We start from the raw sequence: 17,471 nt of genomic DNA, 5'->3' as shown, positions 1-17,471 counted from the left end.
AAACCCATATTATGATAATTAATTAAGATTTAATATAATGAAAAAAAAGTCATTTCTTTAAATATAACTCCACAAAGTCATGAATGTAACAAAATAAAACGTAAAAAACACCTCACATTCCTACAAAGAAAAAAAATAACATAATACATACATAATTAATTGCTTTAATTTCAATAAATTAAAAAACACGTAAACAAATTAACTTAATATCAAAGCGATATTATATTTATAAAAAAACAATTAAATCAGTACGTTACATTATTTCATTACTTAACGAATAGTATGTCAATATGTAAAAAAAACAAAAGTAAGTCAATAAGATTGCATATCATGCTGTTATTAAACAATAAATTACCCGTAAAAAACGGGAGATCATAAGTGGAAAAATAAATTATATTTATTAATAAAAATACAACTATTGTGCTTACTTTATAAAAATAAAATAATAATCAATATTATCATATAGATGAAACCAGTTAACTCATTAAAAATTTTGCATTGTTTTACTGATGAGACATCCTGACCACGCACAATGAGCAACTGAACTAATCATTTCATGACACCTAAATGTAACTGTTTTATTTCCGTTTAAGATCCGATTTTAAGGAAATTCACAGGCTTTCCGGCTAACACGGTATTGCATGAGCATAAATTTTCCGGGATTTATTCATTTATACGGACAGGGAAATAGAAAAACGGACAGAAAAAAATGATGACTGACAACAATCTGCGCATGATGATGCCATCACGCAACTGCTGCTTATGGTAATCCCGGGATGAAATGATGGGGAGTGACAGTCGTTTGGGATAATCAGACGCAAAGTTATTTACAGGGTCAAGCAACCACATACGCGACATTAACGATCCCGCTCCGGCTGCCGGGCTGAGAAATGGCGTAACTGCGTTCTCCTGAGCCACGGATTGCAGACAATGTAAAAGAGGTGATTCAGATATGCGGAAGCGGTCAAACAGGAAAGCAGCGTGTCGTACACTGTTCAGCCCCGGTCCCTGCCGAACCGGCTTTCGTAAACACCTTACAATTCATTAAAAAGCTTAACTTGTCACTTGAAAACATCAAGACAAAAATACTTATTAAAACAATTATTTTCTTCATATTACATTTTGACAAAAAATAGTTTTTCGCACTAAAAAAAAATGAAATAAAACAGGTAAATCACATGAAACGTTAAATCTTTTATTTCTACATCAGCTATTATAATGGTGTTCGAACAAATTCTTATTGGTGATTTGTCTGTGTCGATTCAAATTACAAGCAAGAAGCCAAAAAAGGAGGCAGCCGCCTCCTTTTTTACCCTCTGAAGAAAACCATATAATACCCGCGAAAAATAACCCGTTTTCAATATTCATTATTTCAGGTTATTAAGATATAAAAAAGGAGGCTTTCGCCTCCTTTTTCACTATCTGAATACTGTCTGAATTCTGTCTTAAAACAAAATCAGAACTGGTAAACTAAACCTAAGCCAACCACGTTGTCGGTATTGATACCGGCGCTGCGGGTGAAGTCGCTTTCGTCTAACAGGTTAATTTTATAGTCGATCAGCGCTGACATGTTTTTGTTGAAATAGTAGTACGCGCCTAAATCAACATATTTAACCAGGTCCTGGTCGTCGCCGAAACCACTGTTCAGGCTCTTACCCTTAGATTGCAGGTAAGCGATGGATGGACGCAGACCGAAGTCGAACTGATACTGAGCCACTAACTCGATGTTCTGAGTTTTGTTTGCAGTTAAAGCCGCGTCGCTGTCGTTGTTACCATAGTGAGTCATGTTACGGGTTTCGCCGTAAACTGCTGCCAGGTACAGGTTGTCAGCGTCAAATTTAGCACCGACGTTCCATGCTTCTGCACGGTCGCCCAGCGCGCCACTTGCCAGGTTATCTTTCTGACCCTGTGGGCGTGCAGAACTTGAGTATGCACCACCAACGCTTACGCCCCAGCCGATGTCATAAGCTGTGGAGAAACCGAAACCGTCGCCATTAGCGGTGTTATCGTAGCTGTAGGTATCATTAATTTTGTCATGTTCGCCACGGTTTGCGATAGAGTTATCGTCGTTCGCACCCTGATACTGTAATGCGAAGCTCAGACCATCAACGTAACCGAAGAAATCAGTATTACGGTAAGTCAGCAGGTTTGCTGCACGACCTGTCATGTAAACGTCAGTCTGCGTCATGGTATCGTTACCAAAGATTGGCAGAACATCGGTCCATGCGTTGGTGTCATAAATAACACCGTAGTTACGGCCGTAGTCCAGTGAACCGAACTCAGCAAATTTCAGACCTGCATAAGCTAAACGTACTTTATTGTCGTTTTCGCCTTCAGTGCCGTTAGTTTTAATTTCGTTTTCGAAACGACCGAAACCGGTTAATTGGTCAGTGATTTGAGTCTCACCTTTGATACCGATACGGAAACGGGAGTCATCACCGTCCTGGCTGCCGGCATTACCGTTATTGTCATTGTCACTGAATAAGTGACGAACATCGACTTTACCGTACAGGTCCAGTTTATTGCCGTCTTTGTTATAAACTTCTGCCGCGCTTGCAGCGCCGCTTAATGCAACCAGCGGGACTAATACAGCTAATAATGTCTTTTTCATTTTATATTCCTATTATATTAACCACTACTCTCTGACTTTATTGATATAAAATCTTTTAGATTATTCACCCTGATAACGCATATTACAACACTTAAACAGCCCCGGGGCTACTCTGATAGCAAGATATGTCAAAAAACGCATTTATTGCATGATAAATATTACAAATAGTTTCAGAACTACCGCATTTTTAGTTAAAAACAAGACCAGATGTCGCACAAATAGCTAATTCCAATTAACCGGATAGTGATAGGAGATTAAGTATTATAAAAATAGTATTTTAAATATATTGAATAAATCATTCAAATTATTTAATAAAAAAATCCATGGTTAAATAAAGAAACCGGTTTCCATTCCATTAACAGAAACCGGAAAAACCACCTGTGAATTAGTAAGAAGCGCTAATATTATATGCGGTAATGATGCTTATCCAGACCATATTTTCGCATCCGCAAATAGAGTTTTTTACGCGGAATTTGCAGATATTCTGAAACATCATTAATCCGGCCCTGATGAATATTCAGCGCTTCCGTAATAATCTGCCGCTCATAGCTTTCCACGCGCTGATCCAGTGCTGTCGGAACAACGGACGGCAGCAACGGATTAGCTGTATCTCCCATCGGCATAATCCCGACAGCATACAGCTCTGCGGCATTAGCCAGCTCACTGACATTCCCCGGCCAGTGACGGCGGGTCAGTTTTTTTTATCAGAGGCTCCGCAAGCGTCGGTGACGGGAGGTTCAGCCGCTGACAGGCCTGCTCAAGATAGTGATGAAACAACGGTGCGATATCCGCTTTACGCTGTGCCAGCGGCAGACAGGCAATCTGAGTCATGGAGAAACAATAATAGAGCTCGGCAATAATTTTTTGCTGCTTGGTCAGCATGATAAGCGGAGTATCAGAGATACCGGCCAGACGGAACGTCCGCTGCTCCTGACGAATATGCTGCACCAGCCAGCGCTGCTGATTCAGCGGCATCAGGTCAATATTCTTAATAACCAATGTGCCGTCTGCCACTTCATCCAGCCAGGCATCCAGCGGAATGTCCTCTTCATCATTAAACAGTGTTTTGATAACCAGCGGAGAGCGTTTGTTATTACTTATCTGATGCAGATAACGGGCAAGGTAAGTGCGCCCGCTGCCCAGCTCACCATGCAGAAAAACGCCTGCGTGTGTTTCTGATAATCCCTGAAGCTGCCGGCGGACATGCTCAGTCCATTCGCTTTGCCCGACAAAATTCAGTGTCAGTTGTTCACTGCTCCAGCGCCGCTGGATAACCCTCTGTTTACGCGCAGCCAGTGCTTTGTCCACCAGATCAAGCAGATGTTCCGGATCCACCGGTTTTTGTAAAAAGTCCCAGGCGCCCTGCTTCACAGCTTCAACTGCCATCGGCACATCACCATGACCGGTGATCAGCAAAACCGGCAGATATTTATCTTTTTCCAGGAAAAGCGCCATCAGATCCATTCCCGAGCAACCCGGCATACAAACATCACTCAGTACGATGCCGCACCAGTCGCGGTGAACCAGATCTTTTGCCACCAGCGGATCATGACAGGCATACACACGATATCCTGCCTGTTCCAACAGCAGGCAATACGCTTCCAGGACATCCGTGTCATCATCAATTAATAAAACATCGTAATGGTCATCAAGCATGTTCAGTTACCTTTTTAAAACTCAGAATCACACATCCGTTACGGGTCAGCGTGGAGGCAATGCGCAGCCCGCCCCCTAACTGCTGCATAATAGAACTGCTGACAGACAGCCCGATCCCCAGACCGATTTCTTTACTGGTAGTGAACGGTTTCATCAGGGAATCAGCCAGCGCCAGAGGCCAGCCGCAGCCATTGTCACTGATAAAGAGGGTGATATCATCACCGGACTCTGTGTAATCAATGGTGATATCTGCCGCCGCCGGTGAGGCATCCAACGCATTCGCCAGCAGATTGACCAAAACCTGCTGGATGCCGATAGCATCCCCCTGCACCAGCGGCAGCCTGTCCGGCTGATGCAATGTCACATCCCGCATCTTATTCTGTAATGCCAGAATATCCCAGGCATCCTGAATACTCTGATGTAAATCAATCGGCTGAAGCTGAGCACCGTCATCCCGCCGCCGGGCAAACTGGCGCAGGGAACGGATTATCCCGTCTATCCTCGTGACCAATTGAGTGGATTTACTCAGTGCATTAACAGCGGTTGTATTATTTTCGTCGGCTGCCAGCGCCCGTTTTGCCATATAAAGGTGCATCGATAAGGCATTCAGCGGCTGATTAATTTCATGCGCCAGCGTGGTCATTGTCTGTCCGACAACCGCGAGTTTAGCAGTCTGGATAAGCTCATTTTGTGTCGCCCGCAGGTTATCCTCAATGCCTTTTCTGTCAGTAATTTCTTGTTCCAGCTGAATTTTCTGCCGGTTAATCTGATTAAGGGTCTGGCGCAGCAGTGTGGCGACGCGGGCAATTTCATCCCGCCCGTCGACCGGTATTTCTGCTGTAAAATCACCGTGTCCGATCCGTGCGACCGCCTTATTCAGTGCAGTAAAACGCTTTACCAACCGCGAACGGATAAAATAGTGGTTAAACAGTACCGCCAGCAATAATGCCAGCAGCGCCGTAATAATAATGATGGTTCCGCTGTAGCTCATGATATTGGACAGATGATGATTGAGTGTCTGCAACTGACTGTGGCTGTTATCAAGCTGGACATCCAACTGAGTGCGAAACCGCTCAAGAATGCGATCTTTTTCCGTCGTTGCCGCCGCCAGTTCTGCCCGCGCGGTCCGGTAATTGTTCAGAACGCCCGGCATTTTGCTGTCAGACAAACCGATATCCAGCAGTTCATCAATAGTCTGGCGTAATGTCACTGTGCTCGGATACATATCCTGCGCCGTTTCATTCGCCTGTACGCCGGACTTCAGATAGTTGAGGTAGCGGACATAACTGCTCGGATCATGATTGCTGTTGGTGCTGCTGTCGTTTTGTTCATCACGCAGCCGCCCGGTAAGGTCATCCATTATCTGCCCTTCCAGACGCGCCAGAGTGTAGATAAGCTGTAATTCCCCCTGAACTTTACGCAGGCTGCCCTGCAACGCGGTCGCCCGCGACGGGTCCTGCTCTATCTGATCCAGCAGCGACCCCTGTTGCCAGCTGATATCCTGTGAGAGCGAACTCAGCTCGGTATTAAAATCATCATGCAGCCAGGCTATCCTTGCAGACAGTGTATTGACATTCTCCCGTGCCAAAAACAAGGTATAAAGTGAATTATCAAGGCGTTGCAGTAATATTTTTCCTTGTTGCACAATGGCGGTTATCTGCGCCTGATCCTGCCCGGTCAGCTTCTGGTTAATAGTGTCAATCTGCGCCAGATGGGTGGTGATCCGGTTACGCAACTGCAAACGGGCGACGGTATCCGGTGCTTTCAGGAACTCGTTCAGTTCATCCACTATCCCGTTCAGCTGACCTTCAATCAGAAACGAAGCCTGAATGCGCGGAAAATAATCCCCTAATTCATAACGGATTTGCCTGTTTTGTGCCTGCCAGGCGTAGAGGCTGACACAACTGACGATCAGCGTCATCAATGTCCCGACAACAAAGGCCGCACGCAGTATTCCGCTTATACTGAAACGACCGATATAGTGAGCAATTCGTTGTTTCATCGGACTTTTTCCAGCTCAGCAATGGCTTTACGCTGCTGCTCCTGAAAAAACCGCTGCCAGCGGATATATTCTTCTTCTGCTTTCCGGTTGTCTTCAAAACGCGTGTAATACACCGGATCCACACTGTCCTGTGCGGAAACCGGCATTGCGGTGAGTAATGCGCGGACATGCGGCAGCGGGCGCTTAACGCGGGCTTCTGCTGTATAAAGCGCACGCCAGGCATCTTTCGATTCCGTTAAGCGGAATGTAATCGCGGTATCAAAGAGTTGCTGCACCATGCGCTGGCGCTTCAGTACAAGGTTTTCATCCATCGGCTGCGGGGAATTCAGCAAACGGCGCTGCTCCGGCTCTCTGGGATTATCCGCCGGCAGAGGTGTGACGGGGTATTTTCCGGTATTGCTGTCCGCCAGAACTAACTGCCCCTGCTCACTGAGCAGGAAGCGGATAAATGCGCGGGCATTCTCTTTATTCAGGCTGTGGCTGACAATTGCCACAAACGTCGGGGAGGTTGCAGAGTCCGGTAAATAATTAAATGCCAGCTCCGGGTCACTCAGCAACAACCAGGCATAGTTATCAATAATCGGTGCCGCGCCGCCCAGTCCGGCTTTTATTTTATCTGCCACCCCGAAACTGCGTGAGGAAATAGTGGCAAAATTACCCGAGATATTCAGCAGCAGACGCCAGCCTTCATCCCAGCCCCGCTGCTGCAACAGTGATTCAACCATCAGATGATAGGTATCAGAGCGCGACGGGCTGCTCATCAGCAGTAATCCCTGATAACGGCTGTCTGCCAGCGCATCCCAGGATGCAGGCACCGGCAGATTGTTCTCTGCCATCCGCCGCTTGTTAACCAGTACGCCGTAACCGGAAAATGCCACCGCCGCCACATTATCTCTCAGACGCAACGGCACCAGCCTCAGGGAAATATCCGGCAGTCCCGGTAATTCAGCCAGACGGTCATGCTCCTGTAAATGCTGTAACAGCATCGGCGACGACGTCACCACCAGATCGACATTTTCCAGTGCCGGTGTATCCAGCAGACGCTCAAGTGCCGCACTGGTGCGGTTGATTGTCCGGACACGAACCGCACCCGGCTGCTGCTGCCAACTGCTGATAATATGGGCAGTCGCTTCCGGGGAGAGCGTGGTGGCAATCACCAGTTCATCCTGTTTTGCCGCCGCAGGCAAGCTCAGGATCAGCGCAGCCATTACAGTAATAAGAGATGCCGCTAAACGGCAGATTCGGATTCGTGACATAAGCAGACTTCTGTATTTGTTCACCGGATGTGACTCACATCAAAAAAATGATATTTTCTTCAGTTTGTCGTAAAAGCCCGTTTGGGGCAAATTTTACCCGTTTGTTTACCGACATTCGCGCCGCAGGTATTCAGGGAAATAACAAAAGGGAATAGAAATGTATGTAAAAGATCAGAGCATCACCGGAAATAGACGATAACATTGCAGGAAATAATAATAGCAACAAATACCCCGGACGACAAAATAAGTATAAAAGCCTTACAGTTCAATATAAAGGCTATTTATTTATTTTCACCCATCAACATACATTAATTATTTTTCTTAAATTTCATAATGATACATATCAGCCACGCAAACAAACCTGTTTGTGTCAGTTTATGTCATTTGTTTTTGTTATTGCGTCAAAAGTGACTCAATTCCACTGTATTGAGATATTTATTCAGGCGGAACATGATAACGCTGTCAGAAAAAAAAACGACGACTACATACAGTAATCCTATTTTAAAAATACATTTTTACAGGTGAAATTATGCTGTCATTTTTAAAGCCTGCTATGGCAAAAAATAAAATCGCGCCTGAGAAAGTACCTGAAACCTACAAACGTTATCGTGTTCAGGCACTGCTCAGCGTATTTCTTGGCTATTTAGCTTATTATATTGTTCGTAACAACTTTACGCTCTCCACACCGTATCTGAAAGAAAACCTGGATCTGACCACAACGCAGATCGGGTTATTAACCAGCTGTATGCTGATAACTTACGGCATCAGTAAAGGCATTATGAGTACCCTGGCCGATAAAGCCAGCCCTAAAGCCTTTATGGCCTTTGGTCTTATTCTCTGTGCCGTTGTTAACCTCGGTATGGGTTTCAGCAGCGCTTTCTGGCTATTCGTCGGCTTCGTTGCGCTGAACGGTTTATTCCAGGGTATGGGTGTCGGTCCTTCTTTTATTACCATTGCAAACTGGTTCCCGCGCCGCGAGCGTGGTCGTATCGGGGCGTTCTGGAATATCTCCCATAACGTCGGTGGCGGTATTGTCGCCCCTATCGTAGGTGCCGCTTTTGCCGTCCTCGGTACAGAGCACTGGCAGGCTGCGAGTTATGCTGTTCCGGCTGTTATCGCAGTTGTTTTTGCGGCTGTCGTTCTGTTCCTGGGTAAAGGATCGCCTGCACAGGAAGGTCTGCCGTCTCTTGCTGAGATGATGCCTGAAGAGAAAATCATCTTAACTGCCTCTCAGAAAGAGCAGTCTCCGGAAAATATGACCGCATTCCAGATTTTCTGTACCTATGTACTGAAAAACAAAAATGCCTGGTATATCTCTTTTGTTGATGTTTTCGTTTACATGGTCCGTTTCGGGATCATCAGTTGGCTGCCGATTTACCTGCTGACCGAAAAACACTTTACCAAAGATCAGATGGGTGTCGCGTTCCTGTTCTTCGAATGGGCAGCGATTCCGTCAACGCTGCTGGCAGGCTGGCTGACAGACAAACTGTTCAAAGGCCGCAGAATGCCGCTGGCGATCGTATGTATGACACTGATTTTCTTCTGCCTGATTGGTTACTGGCAGAGCCAGTCACTGGCGATGGTAACCTTCTTCGCCGCCATTGTTGGTTGCCTGATTTATGTCCCTCAGTTCCTGGCATCAGTTCAGACAATGGAAATCGTACCAAGCTTTGCGGTAGGTTCTGCGGTTGGTCTGCGTGGTTTCATGAGTTACATTCTGGGTGCTACCCTGGGGACGACTCTGTTCGGTTTCATTGTTGACCGTATGGGCTGGCACGGCGGATTCTACCTGCTGTTAGGCGGGATCGTCTGCTGTATCATCTTCTGTGTTCTCTCTCACTTCGGTGCGCTGGAGCTGGAACGTAACCGTCAAAAAATACTGTCAGACGAAGCAACAGATAATAAATCTGCTGCGACAAACTAATTTCACTCTGTACTTTTTTAGCACTCATGTGCTGACATCAGGAAAATAAGCAAACCCCCGGACTGGTTCCGGGGGTTTTTTATTGCCTTGTTTGCAGAGGGATCCGGTTACTCAGCCAGACTCCGCCGCCGCTGACAGCCAATCGCCAGACAGACAATCAGTGCGCCAGCAATAATACTGACAGCAATAATTCCCTGGCTAAACAATGTCACCACAAACCCCGCTAATACCGCCAGGATCACAATGATACCCAAGCCAATAATGACTTTTGAGGCACGGATAATCCGGCTGAGCCGCCATGCAACCACCAGAACCATCAGATAACATAGAAGAAAGGTAAAACTGGCAACATTCGCCAGGTCACTGAGATTGAGCGTCAGCGCGAATACCAGTGTAATCAGAATCATCAGGATATTACTGCGGGTCCCCTGCCCGCACATCACTTTCCCCCAGGAGCGGGGCAGTAATCCCGAATGACTCATGCTGTCCGTGATATTAAACGCGGAAAAACAGGTCGCATTAATCGCAGAAGCTGTTGCCAGCAACGCACCGATTGCCACAATGGTAAATCCGGTCTGCCCGAAAATCGGGTAAGCCACCTGCGCCACCGCAGTGTCTGCATAGCGGGCCAAAACGGCGGGAGACAAATTACCGAGTAGCACCAGAGACAAACTGATATAGAGCACAATGGTAAATAGAATAGCTATCATAAAGGCTTTCGGCATCACCCGTTCTGGCTCTGCCACTTTGTCTGAGGCATTCGCCATCATGCCAAATCCCGCATAGGCAAAAAAGGTCAGTCCGACAGCAGAAAACAGCGCATCACCGGAAAACGTATGTATTTCCAGTTTGCTGGTATCCATCGTAATCAGCCCCGTGATTATCAGCACTATAATGATAGTCAGCTTAATCCCCACCAGCAGCACTTCAATTTTGCCAACCGCATGACTGCTGACAATATTGAGCAACCCGACAGCAATAATGACAAAAGCCGTATACATCTCCGGTAGCAGAGGATGCCCGCTCCCCTGATGAAAAAGCTGAACCGCATATGCGCCAAACGCCCGCGCAACCATTGCTATCGTCAGGATAAGCGTCACCAGATACAATAATGAGAGCGCGATAGTCAGGGCGGAGGGTAATGATAAACGGAAGAAATCAATGATCCCGCCTTGCGAGGGATAACGGGCGGTCAGCCTGGCATAAGCATACCCGGCGAACAAGGCAATAACGCCCCCGCAGGAAAATGCCAGCCATGTCGCGGATTGCATGATAAGCGCAGTTTGCCCCAGCAGGGCAAAGATCCCCGCCCCGACCATTGCCCCTATTCCTAATGCAACTACCTGCAATAATGTTAACGATTTTTCAGATGACACAGATTTCATGGGAAGATACCTGTCCGGCATATAGCCGCGATTACGGGTGAACATAAAAACACCATTTATCATTATTATAGGTAATGACACGTAACCGATTATGTCTTTTTTCTGAACAGCAGGGCTATTTACCGCCGGTTTCCGGATTGAATTCAGACATCAGCCGGATTTATGTTTCCTTATACACCCAACGCTATTCAATATAATTCGTAAATCTGATCTGAGGTAAATCCGCGGTAAAGCAGATAACGCATCTGTTTTTGCTTTTCTTTATAATCCGCCGGAACGGACTCACCGAATTTCTTTATTTTTGCCTGTTGTGCCTGCTCAAACCAATCCACCGCCTGTGTTGTAAAAACCGAGTCGATCAGCTCACCGGAAAACCCTTTCTGCCGCAGTTCCTGGCGGACACGCACCGGGCCGTGCAATTTCCGGACACCCGCCTGAAAGAAAAGAGAAATACTACGCGAATCATCCAGATACTGAGATTCTGTCAGACGAACCATAACCCGGGGCAGAACGGTTTCATCTGTCGGCGATGTTTCCTGTTTTTCTGTAATTTTTCGTTTCAGTTTCCGTGACAGTTCAGCACCGGCATACTCACGCCGTCCCAGCAGCCATACCGCATACTGATAAAGTTGTTTTTCATCCATAATGACTCCTGCGTGTTATCCGTTAAAATCGTGCTAACATATCTTTATAATACCATTATTACTGATACTCCGGCGAACCAGCTTGCCGGCAGACCTCCGATACAGAGAGACAAAACCATGACAAACCTTACACCCGAAGAAAAAATGTATGTCGATAATCTCGCGATGCAGCGGATGGATAATATGAACAGTGATGAATTTCTGGTGCACCAGCTGGATGAAAAAATTCACGGACTGGCAGCTCATCTCAAAGCCTATTTTGAAGAACGCCTGACTTTCCATAAGCAAAATATCGGCTGACTATCCCCGTGTTTTCTGTCCGGATGGTCAGCAGGACTATCCGGCAGTATCTGAAATAATCCCTTCCTAAATAGTATCATTCGTTATCAGCCTATTCTGATGGCGATAAGTACAGACTTAAAATAAAATTGAAAAATAGTAAAGTTTTCTGTCACGGTGCCGATAATTAGACACAGTAAATCGCTTAGTTGTTGATTTTATATGTTTAAAAAAACGTATTGATAATTATTCTTAATTATCACCACCAATAACTATAAAGAAACAGTAATATTAAATATTATTGAATTTAACATTAAGTAAGAAAGTATTTAAAAAAAATTAACAACAATCAACGTATAGCCCCGCCTTAACATAAAACTTTGGAATATAACTCCAAAATAATTCATCCATATATGAATATTGCAGACAATTATTACCTTTTAAGCCATAAATCAGAAAAATACTTCAATTAATCATTTCATGACTATATAATTAGTTCCGCTTTAGTTACGCTTTCCATTCTGATGTATAAGAACCCATCTCTCCTTTACGGGCAATAAAATATTCCCCGGGAGAATTTCTTCTTATTAATTCTACTAACTAAATAAACCTGACTGATTTATTTTTTTAAATCGGTATACATAGCTATTACTAAAAATAAATTCTTCGAAAAAATATTTTTTCAAAGGAGTTTATTATATATTCCATTCCCGGAGAGGATAATGAATAAAAAAATTCGCTTTTGCCGCGTCTCTTTCTTTTGTTTTTGTCGCAGGCACTGCGTTCGCCGCAACCACAGCATCAGGTGGCTCAATCAACTTTACTGGTTTTATCACGGATGCGACCTGTACTATTAATAATGGCAATACGAATATGTCAGTATTATTAGACCCTATCACCGTAGGCCAAATTACCCGTCCCGGTGTGATAGAGGAAGGGAAAAAAGCATTTTCCATTGAATTATCAGACTGTAACGCAAGTGATAAAGACAGCAAAACACTGCACATTAATTTCGCATCAACCAATATGATTGCGAATAACGGTAATTATCTGCTCAACCAGGAAACGGATGAAAAAGGTAATCCTAAAAATGTGGGAATTGCATTAGTTACACAAAAAGACAGCCAACTCGTTAATTTAAATACACAGTACGACACTAAAATTGCAGCAGATAACGGTATTGTTCAGTTTTATGCTCAATATTATAAAGTAGGCAGCGAAGCCGCTCAGCCGGGTAAAATCAATACCATGCTGACCTACAACCTCTCTTATTTCTGATGCTTTTCAGACCTCTTAATCAAGGGGTCTGACTTTTGAAAACAGCCATTATGAAAAAATGTATTTTTACATTGTTATTATTAACTTTGACATTTGTCAGTCGTGCAAACGTCATTATTAATTCCACCCGGATTATTTATCCGCAGGGAAGTAAAGAAGTGTCGGTTCAGTTATTTAATACCGGGACACAACAGGCGCTGGTTCAGGCATGGATTGATGATGGTAATGCTGACTCCACTCCGGAAACAGCAAATGTTCCCTTTATCCTGACGCCGCCGGTGGTAAAAATTGACGGCAAAAATGGTCAGCAACTGCGTGTAAAAATGACACCGGTTCAGTTGCCAACGGATAGGGAATCTCTGTTTTATCTGAATTTACTGGATATTCCGCCACTGCCGGAAAACAGTGCGGATAAAAATATGATGCAGATTGCTATCCGTTCGCGTATCAAACTGTTTTACCGTCCGTCCGGGCTGACGCTTAATGCTGATATTGCACATACACGGCTTAATTTTCTCCGTGACCGGCAGCAGTATGTCCTGAAAAATGAATCTCCGTATTACATTAATATTCTGGCCCTGAAAGAAACGGCCGGTGGTCGCGCACTCGCGGAAGAAGGCAGCATGATCGCACCTTATTCGCAGCTTACCCTCTCAGGGGTAACAGGTTTGCAGACCGGTAACCGGTATACACTGACGTTGATCGATGATTTCGGTGCTATCAACACCTATCCGCTCTCACTGAACTGATTATCTGTGCTGATGCTGCGCCATATCATCCGGGATATTTCCCCTCAGAAAGTATCAGCACAGATACGCCTGCTCTCTCTTGTACCGCTGCTGTTCAGCACGCCTGCACAGACCGCCGGATTTAATACCAATTTTCTTTACGGCGACTCTGCAAAAGCGGATTTATCGCGGTTTGACCGGGACGATACATTCCCTGACGGGCAATATACCATTGAGATAAGTGTCAATGGTGAATGGAAAGGTCGCTTTCCGCTGATGCTGAGTCAGAGCGGACAGTCTGTCTTTATTGCGCAGGATGATATCGCCAGGCTGGGGCTGCGTAAGACAGAAATCCCGGCACAGCCGGATGAAGATGGCTATGTTGCACTGGATACCCTGGTGCCACCCGGCAGCTATACGCTGAATATCGGTCAGTTTCAGCTGGCACTGAATGTTCCGCAGGCCATGCTTGATACCGTGCTCAAAGGGTATGTGGACCCGGCGTTATGGGATCAGGGGGTCAATGCCGCAATAGTGAGTTATAACGCCAATTATTATCATGCGACCACAAAAAATGACGGCAGCGATAACGATAATGCGTATCTGACGCTTAACAGCGGGCTGAACCTGGCGGGTTGGCAATTTCGGGATCAATCCTCTCTGACCTACACCTGCGACCAGGGCGCTCAGTGGGATACCAATACCCGCTATCTGCAACGGGGATTCCCGTCGATAAAATCTGACCTGCGGGCAGGTGACAGCTATACCTCCAATGAACTGTTTGAGTCTGTCCGCTTTCGCGGCGCGGGGCTGAAAACAGATATCCGCATGTATCCCGATGCGTGGCAGGGCTTCTCTCCGGTTGTGCGCGGCGTGGCACAAACCAATGCGCTGGTTAAAATCTATCAGGATAACCAGTTGATCTGGCAGCAAAGTGTGCCACCGGGTCCCTTTGTGGTTGATACCCTGCTGCCGACCGGCTCCGGGGGCGATTTACAGGTGGAAGTTAATGAAGCCGACGGACAGATCAATCACTTTTTAGTGCCGTTCTCCGCCGTGCCGAATATGTTAAAAGAAGGTCTGTTCAAATATGAACTGAATGCCGGTGAAGTGCAGCTGACAGATAATCCTTATCATCCGGGCTTTGCACAACTGAATCTGCAATATGGCATCAACAATACCCTCACCGGTTACGGTGGTGTGATCGCGGCAGAAAATTATCAGGCATTTTTGCTCGGCAGCGGATTTAATCTGCCTGTGGGTGCGTTGTCTGTGGATGTCACTCACTCTGATGCCCGGTTCTCTTCCCCCTCTCCGCGTTTTCGCGGACAGAGCTACAAAATGGCGTACAGCCGGTTTATTCATCAGACCAATACTAATTTTTCTCTCGCGGCTTACCGTTATTCCACCAGCGGTTATTTCAGTTTATCGGATGCCGTGCAATATCAGAATCAGCTTAACCGGCAGGACAGCGCCGGTGAATTACCGGCAGACGATCGCAGCTTTCGTCAGCGCAGTACATTTAATGTCAATATCAATCAGCGCCTCGGGGGGGATTACGGTTCCGTCTATCTCGCCGGAACACTGCGTGATTACTGGGGCGGACAAGGCAGCACCCGTGAATACCAGACCGGCTACGCCAATAACTGGCAGGATATCAATTACACAATCAGTGCCGGGCGGGTCAGTTATAACCGGAGCAATAACAGCACTTCAGATAATAATCACAATAATAATGAAGAAACCAGGGTGAACCTGACGCTCTCAGTGCCGTTCACGCTGTCCGGCAACAAAGTGTATCTGACCGCCAACAGCATGACTGAACAGGGGCGCTACCGGAACAGTAATATCGGACTGAGCGGTGCGGCGGGTAAGAGTAACTCACTGAACTATAATGTAAATATGGCACATCAGCCCGTTACCGGCACAACCATCAGCACCAGTGCAGCTTACCGCACCGCACCGGTAACACTGAATGCGTCTTACAGTGAATCAGGGCAGTACCGCCAGCTTGGTGCCGGTGCAACCGGCAGTCTGGTTGCCTGGTCCGGCGGTGTACTCACGGCAAATCAGCCGGGAGAAACCTTTGCGATAGTCAATGTACCGGGCACAGCAAACGCCATCGTTAATAATGACAACAATATCACCACCGACACGCAGGGTCGGGTATTGGTACCGTATCTGTCCGCTTACCGTAAAAATGCCATTATTCTGGATGCCTCTCAGGCACCGGAGAACGCGGCTGAACTGATGGGAAATGTGCAGGATATCGTCCCTTACGCAGGCGCGGTGACACTTATCAATTTCAAAACGGATGCCCGGCAGGAGTTTTATCTGCGCGCTGTCCGTCATAACGGAAAACCATTACCGTTCGGAACAGAAGTGACTGACGGGCAGCATAACAGCATCGGTTATGTCGGGCAGAACAGCCTCATATATATAAGAAGCGAAACACGCCCGGCATACATTGATGTCCGGCTGACAGATAACGACAGCGGATTTTGCCGGGTCACACTCACCGCAACGCCGCAAACCTCACCTCTTCTCTGTACTGAACAAGGCGATATCCCCTGATGCTCAGAAAATGTTACTTTTTCGCCGCTCTTCTGATGCTGCTGACCAGCTATGCGCAGGCGGAATGTTCAAATACCGGTAATAAACAGGCACCGCCGCTGTCTGTGGATCTGTCCGAAACCTTCTACCGGCAGACGGAAACCACACTCTATTTCAACACCCGTTACAGCGGCGAATTCAGCTGTACTGCTTACAATAATAGTGTGGTCAACGCCTCTTATCTGCAAAAACGCTCTCTGGTTGTCGGCTTTCAGAACGGGCGTTACCCGGTTGAATTCAGAGTGATTGACCTTCAGCCCGGCAATACCCTGAAATTTGATTACAACAGAAAACCCTACCCGGCTGACCGCGTTCAGGCGCGTTTCACACTCAGTGCGCGGGTACTGCCTCAGGGCTCCCGCAGCGATGTGACTGTCTCCGGCAATCAATACCGGTTTGACGGGGCGGTTATCGCGGCAGATACATCCCGCATTGGTTTGATTCAGTTTTTTATCCGTCTCGGGCTGGATATCCTCAGTTACCTGTTAAGCGGACACTGGCCGGAACATAATGAAGATCTGTTTCTGCAACCGCTGGATGTAACCTATCAGCCACGCGAAACAACCTGCTCCTTTGATAATGCAGACTTATTGGTTGAGTTGCCGCAGGTGGATCGTGCCCGCCTGCAACGTGATACAACCGGTGGCATGACCCGCTTTCATCTGGATATCTCCTGCCGCGATCGCCTGAATGGTCGCACCAGCCGCCCGGTGAAAGCTTACCTGGCCAGCAATCAGGTGTATCAGCAGGATATGAAAACATTAACGGATATGCGCCCCGGTGCGGCAAAAGGGGTGGGGATCCGTATCGGACGCCATGCTGATATGAATAATAACAGTGCTGTCATTATCAACCCGCCGGGCAGGCAGGTCCGGTCAGATTCCTATCTGTTTGAGTGGGGAAAAAATACATTTATTGAAGTGAATAACGGGTTGAATCTCTGGGCGTATTACTATGTTTATGATGCGGCAAAGCTCAGTGCGGGGCGGATTAACACCACCGCTATCCTGAATTTCGAATATTACTAATAATGAACACTGATACAGAACGACATAAAAAACCGCATAAAAAAATGAAAATACGATAAGTTGCAGA

The 17,471-nt window shown here is 46.4% G+C and carries 11 protein-coding genes and 1 pseudogene; 6 read left to right on the top strand and 6 right to left on the bottom strand.

Translation table 11 applies throughout. The annotated features are described in order from the left end of the window. Window positions 1-1,456: 1,456 nt before the first annotated feature. The 4 genes and pseudogenes from AYY16_RS11675 to AYY16_RS11660 all read right to left on the bottom strand — a co-directional run bounded on the left by AYY16_RS11675 (window position 1,457) and on the right by AYY16_RS11660 (window position 7,525). Window positions 1,457-2,611 (bottom strand): porin, encoded by a 1,155-nt coding sequence (locus AYY16_RS11675; protein WP_067366522.1) that lies wholly within the window; start codon window positions 2,609-2,611, stop codon window positions 1,457-1,459. Between the two features lie 404 nt (window positions 2,612-3,015). Further along, window positions 3,016-4,267, bottom strand: a pseudogene (gene pgtA / locus AYY16_RS11670) (two-component system response regulator PgtA). After that, complete coding sequence (gene pgtB / locus AYY16_RS11665; protein ID WP_067366519.1) at window positions 4,260-6,269, bottom strand: two-component system sensor histidine kinase PgtB; 2,010 nt, start codon at window positions 6,267-6,269, stop codon at window positions 4,260-4,262. The pseudogene pgtA and the gene pgtB overlap by 8 nt, the downstream one beginning before the upstream one ends. Then, window positions 6,266-7,525, bottom strand: a complete 1,260-nt coding sequence (locus AYY16_RS11660; protein WP_067366516.1) for an ABC transporter substrate-binding protein — start codon at window positions 7,523-7,525, stop codon at window positions 6,266-6,268. The genes pgtB and AYY16_RS11660 overlap by 4 nt, the downstream gene beginning before the upstream one ends. A 529-nt stretch (window positions 7,526-8,054) precedes the next feature. On the opposite strand from AYY16_RS11660, the gene pgtP reads away from it, so the two are divergent. Further along, complete coding sequence (gene pgtP, locus AYY16_RS11655) at window positions 8,055-9,449, top strand: phosphoglycerate transporter PgtP (RefSeq protein WP_067366513.1); 1,395 nt, start codon at window positions 8,055-8,057, stop codon at window positions 9,447-9,449. A 107-nt stretch (window positions 9,450-9,556) separates the two neighbouring features. On the opposite strand, the gene AYY16_RS11650 is transcribed toward pgtP, so the two are convergent. Both AYY16_RS11650 and AYY16_RS11645 read right to left on the bottom strand, forming a co-directional pair. Next, window positions 9,557-10,834, bottom strand: a complete 1,278-nt coding sequence (locus AYY16_RS11650; RefSeq protein ID WP_067366510.1) for an APC family permease — start codon at window positions 10,832-10,834, stop codon at window positions 9,557-9,559. A gap of 188 nt (window positions 10,835-11,022) precedes the next feature. After that, complete coding sequence (locus AYY16_RS11645) at window positions 11,023-11,478, bottom strand: regulatory protein RecX (RefSeq protein WP_067366507.1); 456 nt, start codon at window positions 11,476-11,478, stop codon at window positions 11,023-11,025. A 117-nt stretch (window positions 11,479-11,595) separates the two neighbouring features. Between AYY16_RS11645 and AYY16_RS11640 the strand changes: the two genes are divergently transcribed. The 5 genes from AYY16_RS11640 to AYY16_RS11620 all read left to right on the top strand — a co-directional run bounded on the left by AYY16_RS11640 (window position 11,596) and on the right by AYY16_RS11620 (window position 17,404). Next, window positions 11,596-11,778 (top strand): hypothetical protein, encoded by a 183-nt coding sequence (locus tag AYY16_RS11640; RefSeq protein ID WP_067366504.1) that lies wholly within the window; start codon window positions 11,596-11,598, stop codon window positions 11,776-11,778. Window positions 11,779-12,483: 705 nt separating this feature from the next. Further along, window positions 12,484-13,035 (top strand): fimbrial protein, encoded by a 552-nt coding sequence (locus AYY16_RS11635; protein WP_067366500.1) that lies wholly within the window; start codon window positions 12,484-12,486, stop codon window positions 13,033-13,035. 35 nt (window positions 13,036-13,070) lie between these two features. Further along, window positions 13,071-13,784, top strand: coding sequence for a fimbrial biogenesis chaperone (locus AYY16_RS11630; RefSeq protein ID WP_223861217.1), 714 nt, complete (start codon window positions 13,071-13,073; stop codon window positions 13,782-13,784). A 12-nt stretch (window positions 13,785-13,796) separates the two neighbouring features. After that, on the top strand, window positions 13,797-16,337 hold the full coding sequence (locus AYY16_RS11625) for a fimbria/pilus outer membrane usher protein (protein ID WP_067367268.1): 2,541 nt from the start codon (window positions 13,797-13,799) through the stop codon (window positions 16,335-16,337). Further along, on the top strand, window positions 16,337-17,404 hold the full coding sequence (locus tag AYY16_RS11620; RefSeq protein WP_067366497.1) for a fimbrial protein: 1,068 nt from the start codon (window positions 16,337-16,339) through the stop codon (window positions 17,402-17,404). Before AYY16_RS11625 ends, AYY16_RS11620 begins: the two co-directional genes overlap by 1 nt. Window positions 17,405-17,471: the final 67 nt, after the last annotated feature.

This window comes from Morganella psychrotolerans, assembly GCF_001676155.1.
Lineage (GTDB): Bacteria > Pseudomonadota > Gammaproteobacteria > Enterobacterales > Enterobacteriaceae > Morganella > Morganella psychrotolerans.
This window is presented reverse-complemented; position numbering and strand designations above follow the sequence as displayed.

Bases quoted from the DNA above. Each gene is read 5' to 3' on its own strand.
- pgtB (WP_067366519.1), bottom strand. From the start codon at position 6,269: ATGAAACAACGAATTGCTCACTATATCGGTCGTTTCAGTATAAGCGGA.
- pgtP (WP_067366513.1), top strand. From the start codon at position 8,055: ATGCTGTCATTTTTAAAGCCTGCTATGGCAAAAAATAAAATCGCGCCT.
- AYY16_RS11625 (WP_067367268.1), top strand. From the start codon at position 13,797: ATGCTGCGCCATATCATCCGGGATATTTCCCCTCAGAAAGTATCAGCA.
- AYY16_RS11675 (WP_067366522.1), bottom strand. From the start codon at position 2,611: ATGAAAAAGACATTATTAGCTGTATTAGTCCCGCTGGTTGCATTAAGC.
- AYY16_RS11650 (WP_067366510.1), bottom strand. From the start codon at position 10,834: ATGAAATCTGTGTCATCTGAAAAATCGTTAACATTATTGCAGGTAGTT.
- AYY16_RS11660 (WP_067366516.1), bottom strand. From the start codon at position 7,525: ATGTCACGAATCCGAATCTGCCGTTTAGCGGCATCTCTTATTACTGTA.
- AYY16_RS11620 (WP_067366497.1), top strand. From the start codon at position 16,337: ATGCTCAGAAAATGTTACTTTTTCGCCGCTCTTCTGATGCTGCTGACC.
- AYY16_RS11640 (WP_067366504.1), top strand. From the start codon at position 11,596: ATGACAAACCTTACACCCGAAGAAAAAATGTATGTCGATAATCTCGCG.
- AYY16_RS11645 (WP_067366507.1), bottom strand. From the start codon at position 11,478: ATGGATGAAAAACAACTTTATCAGTATGCGGTATGGCTGCTGGGACGG.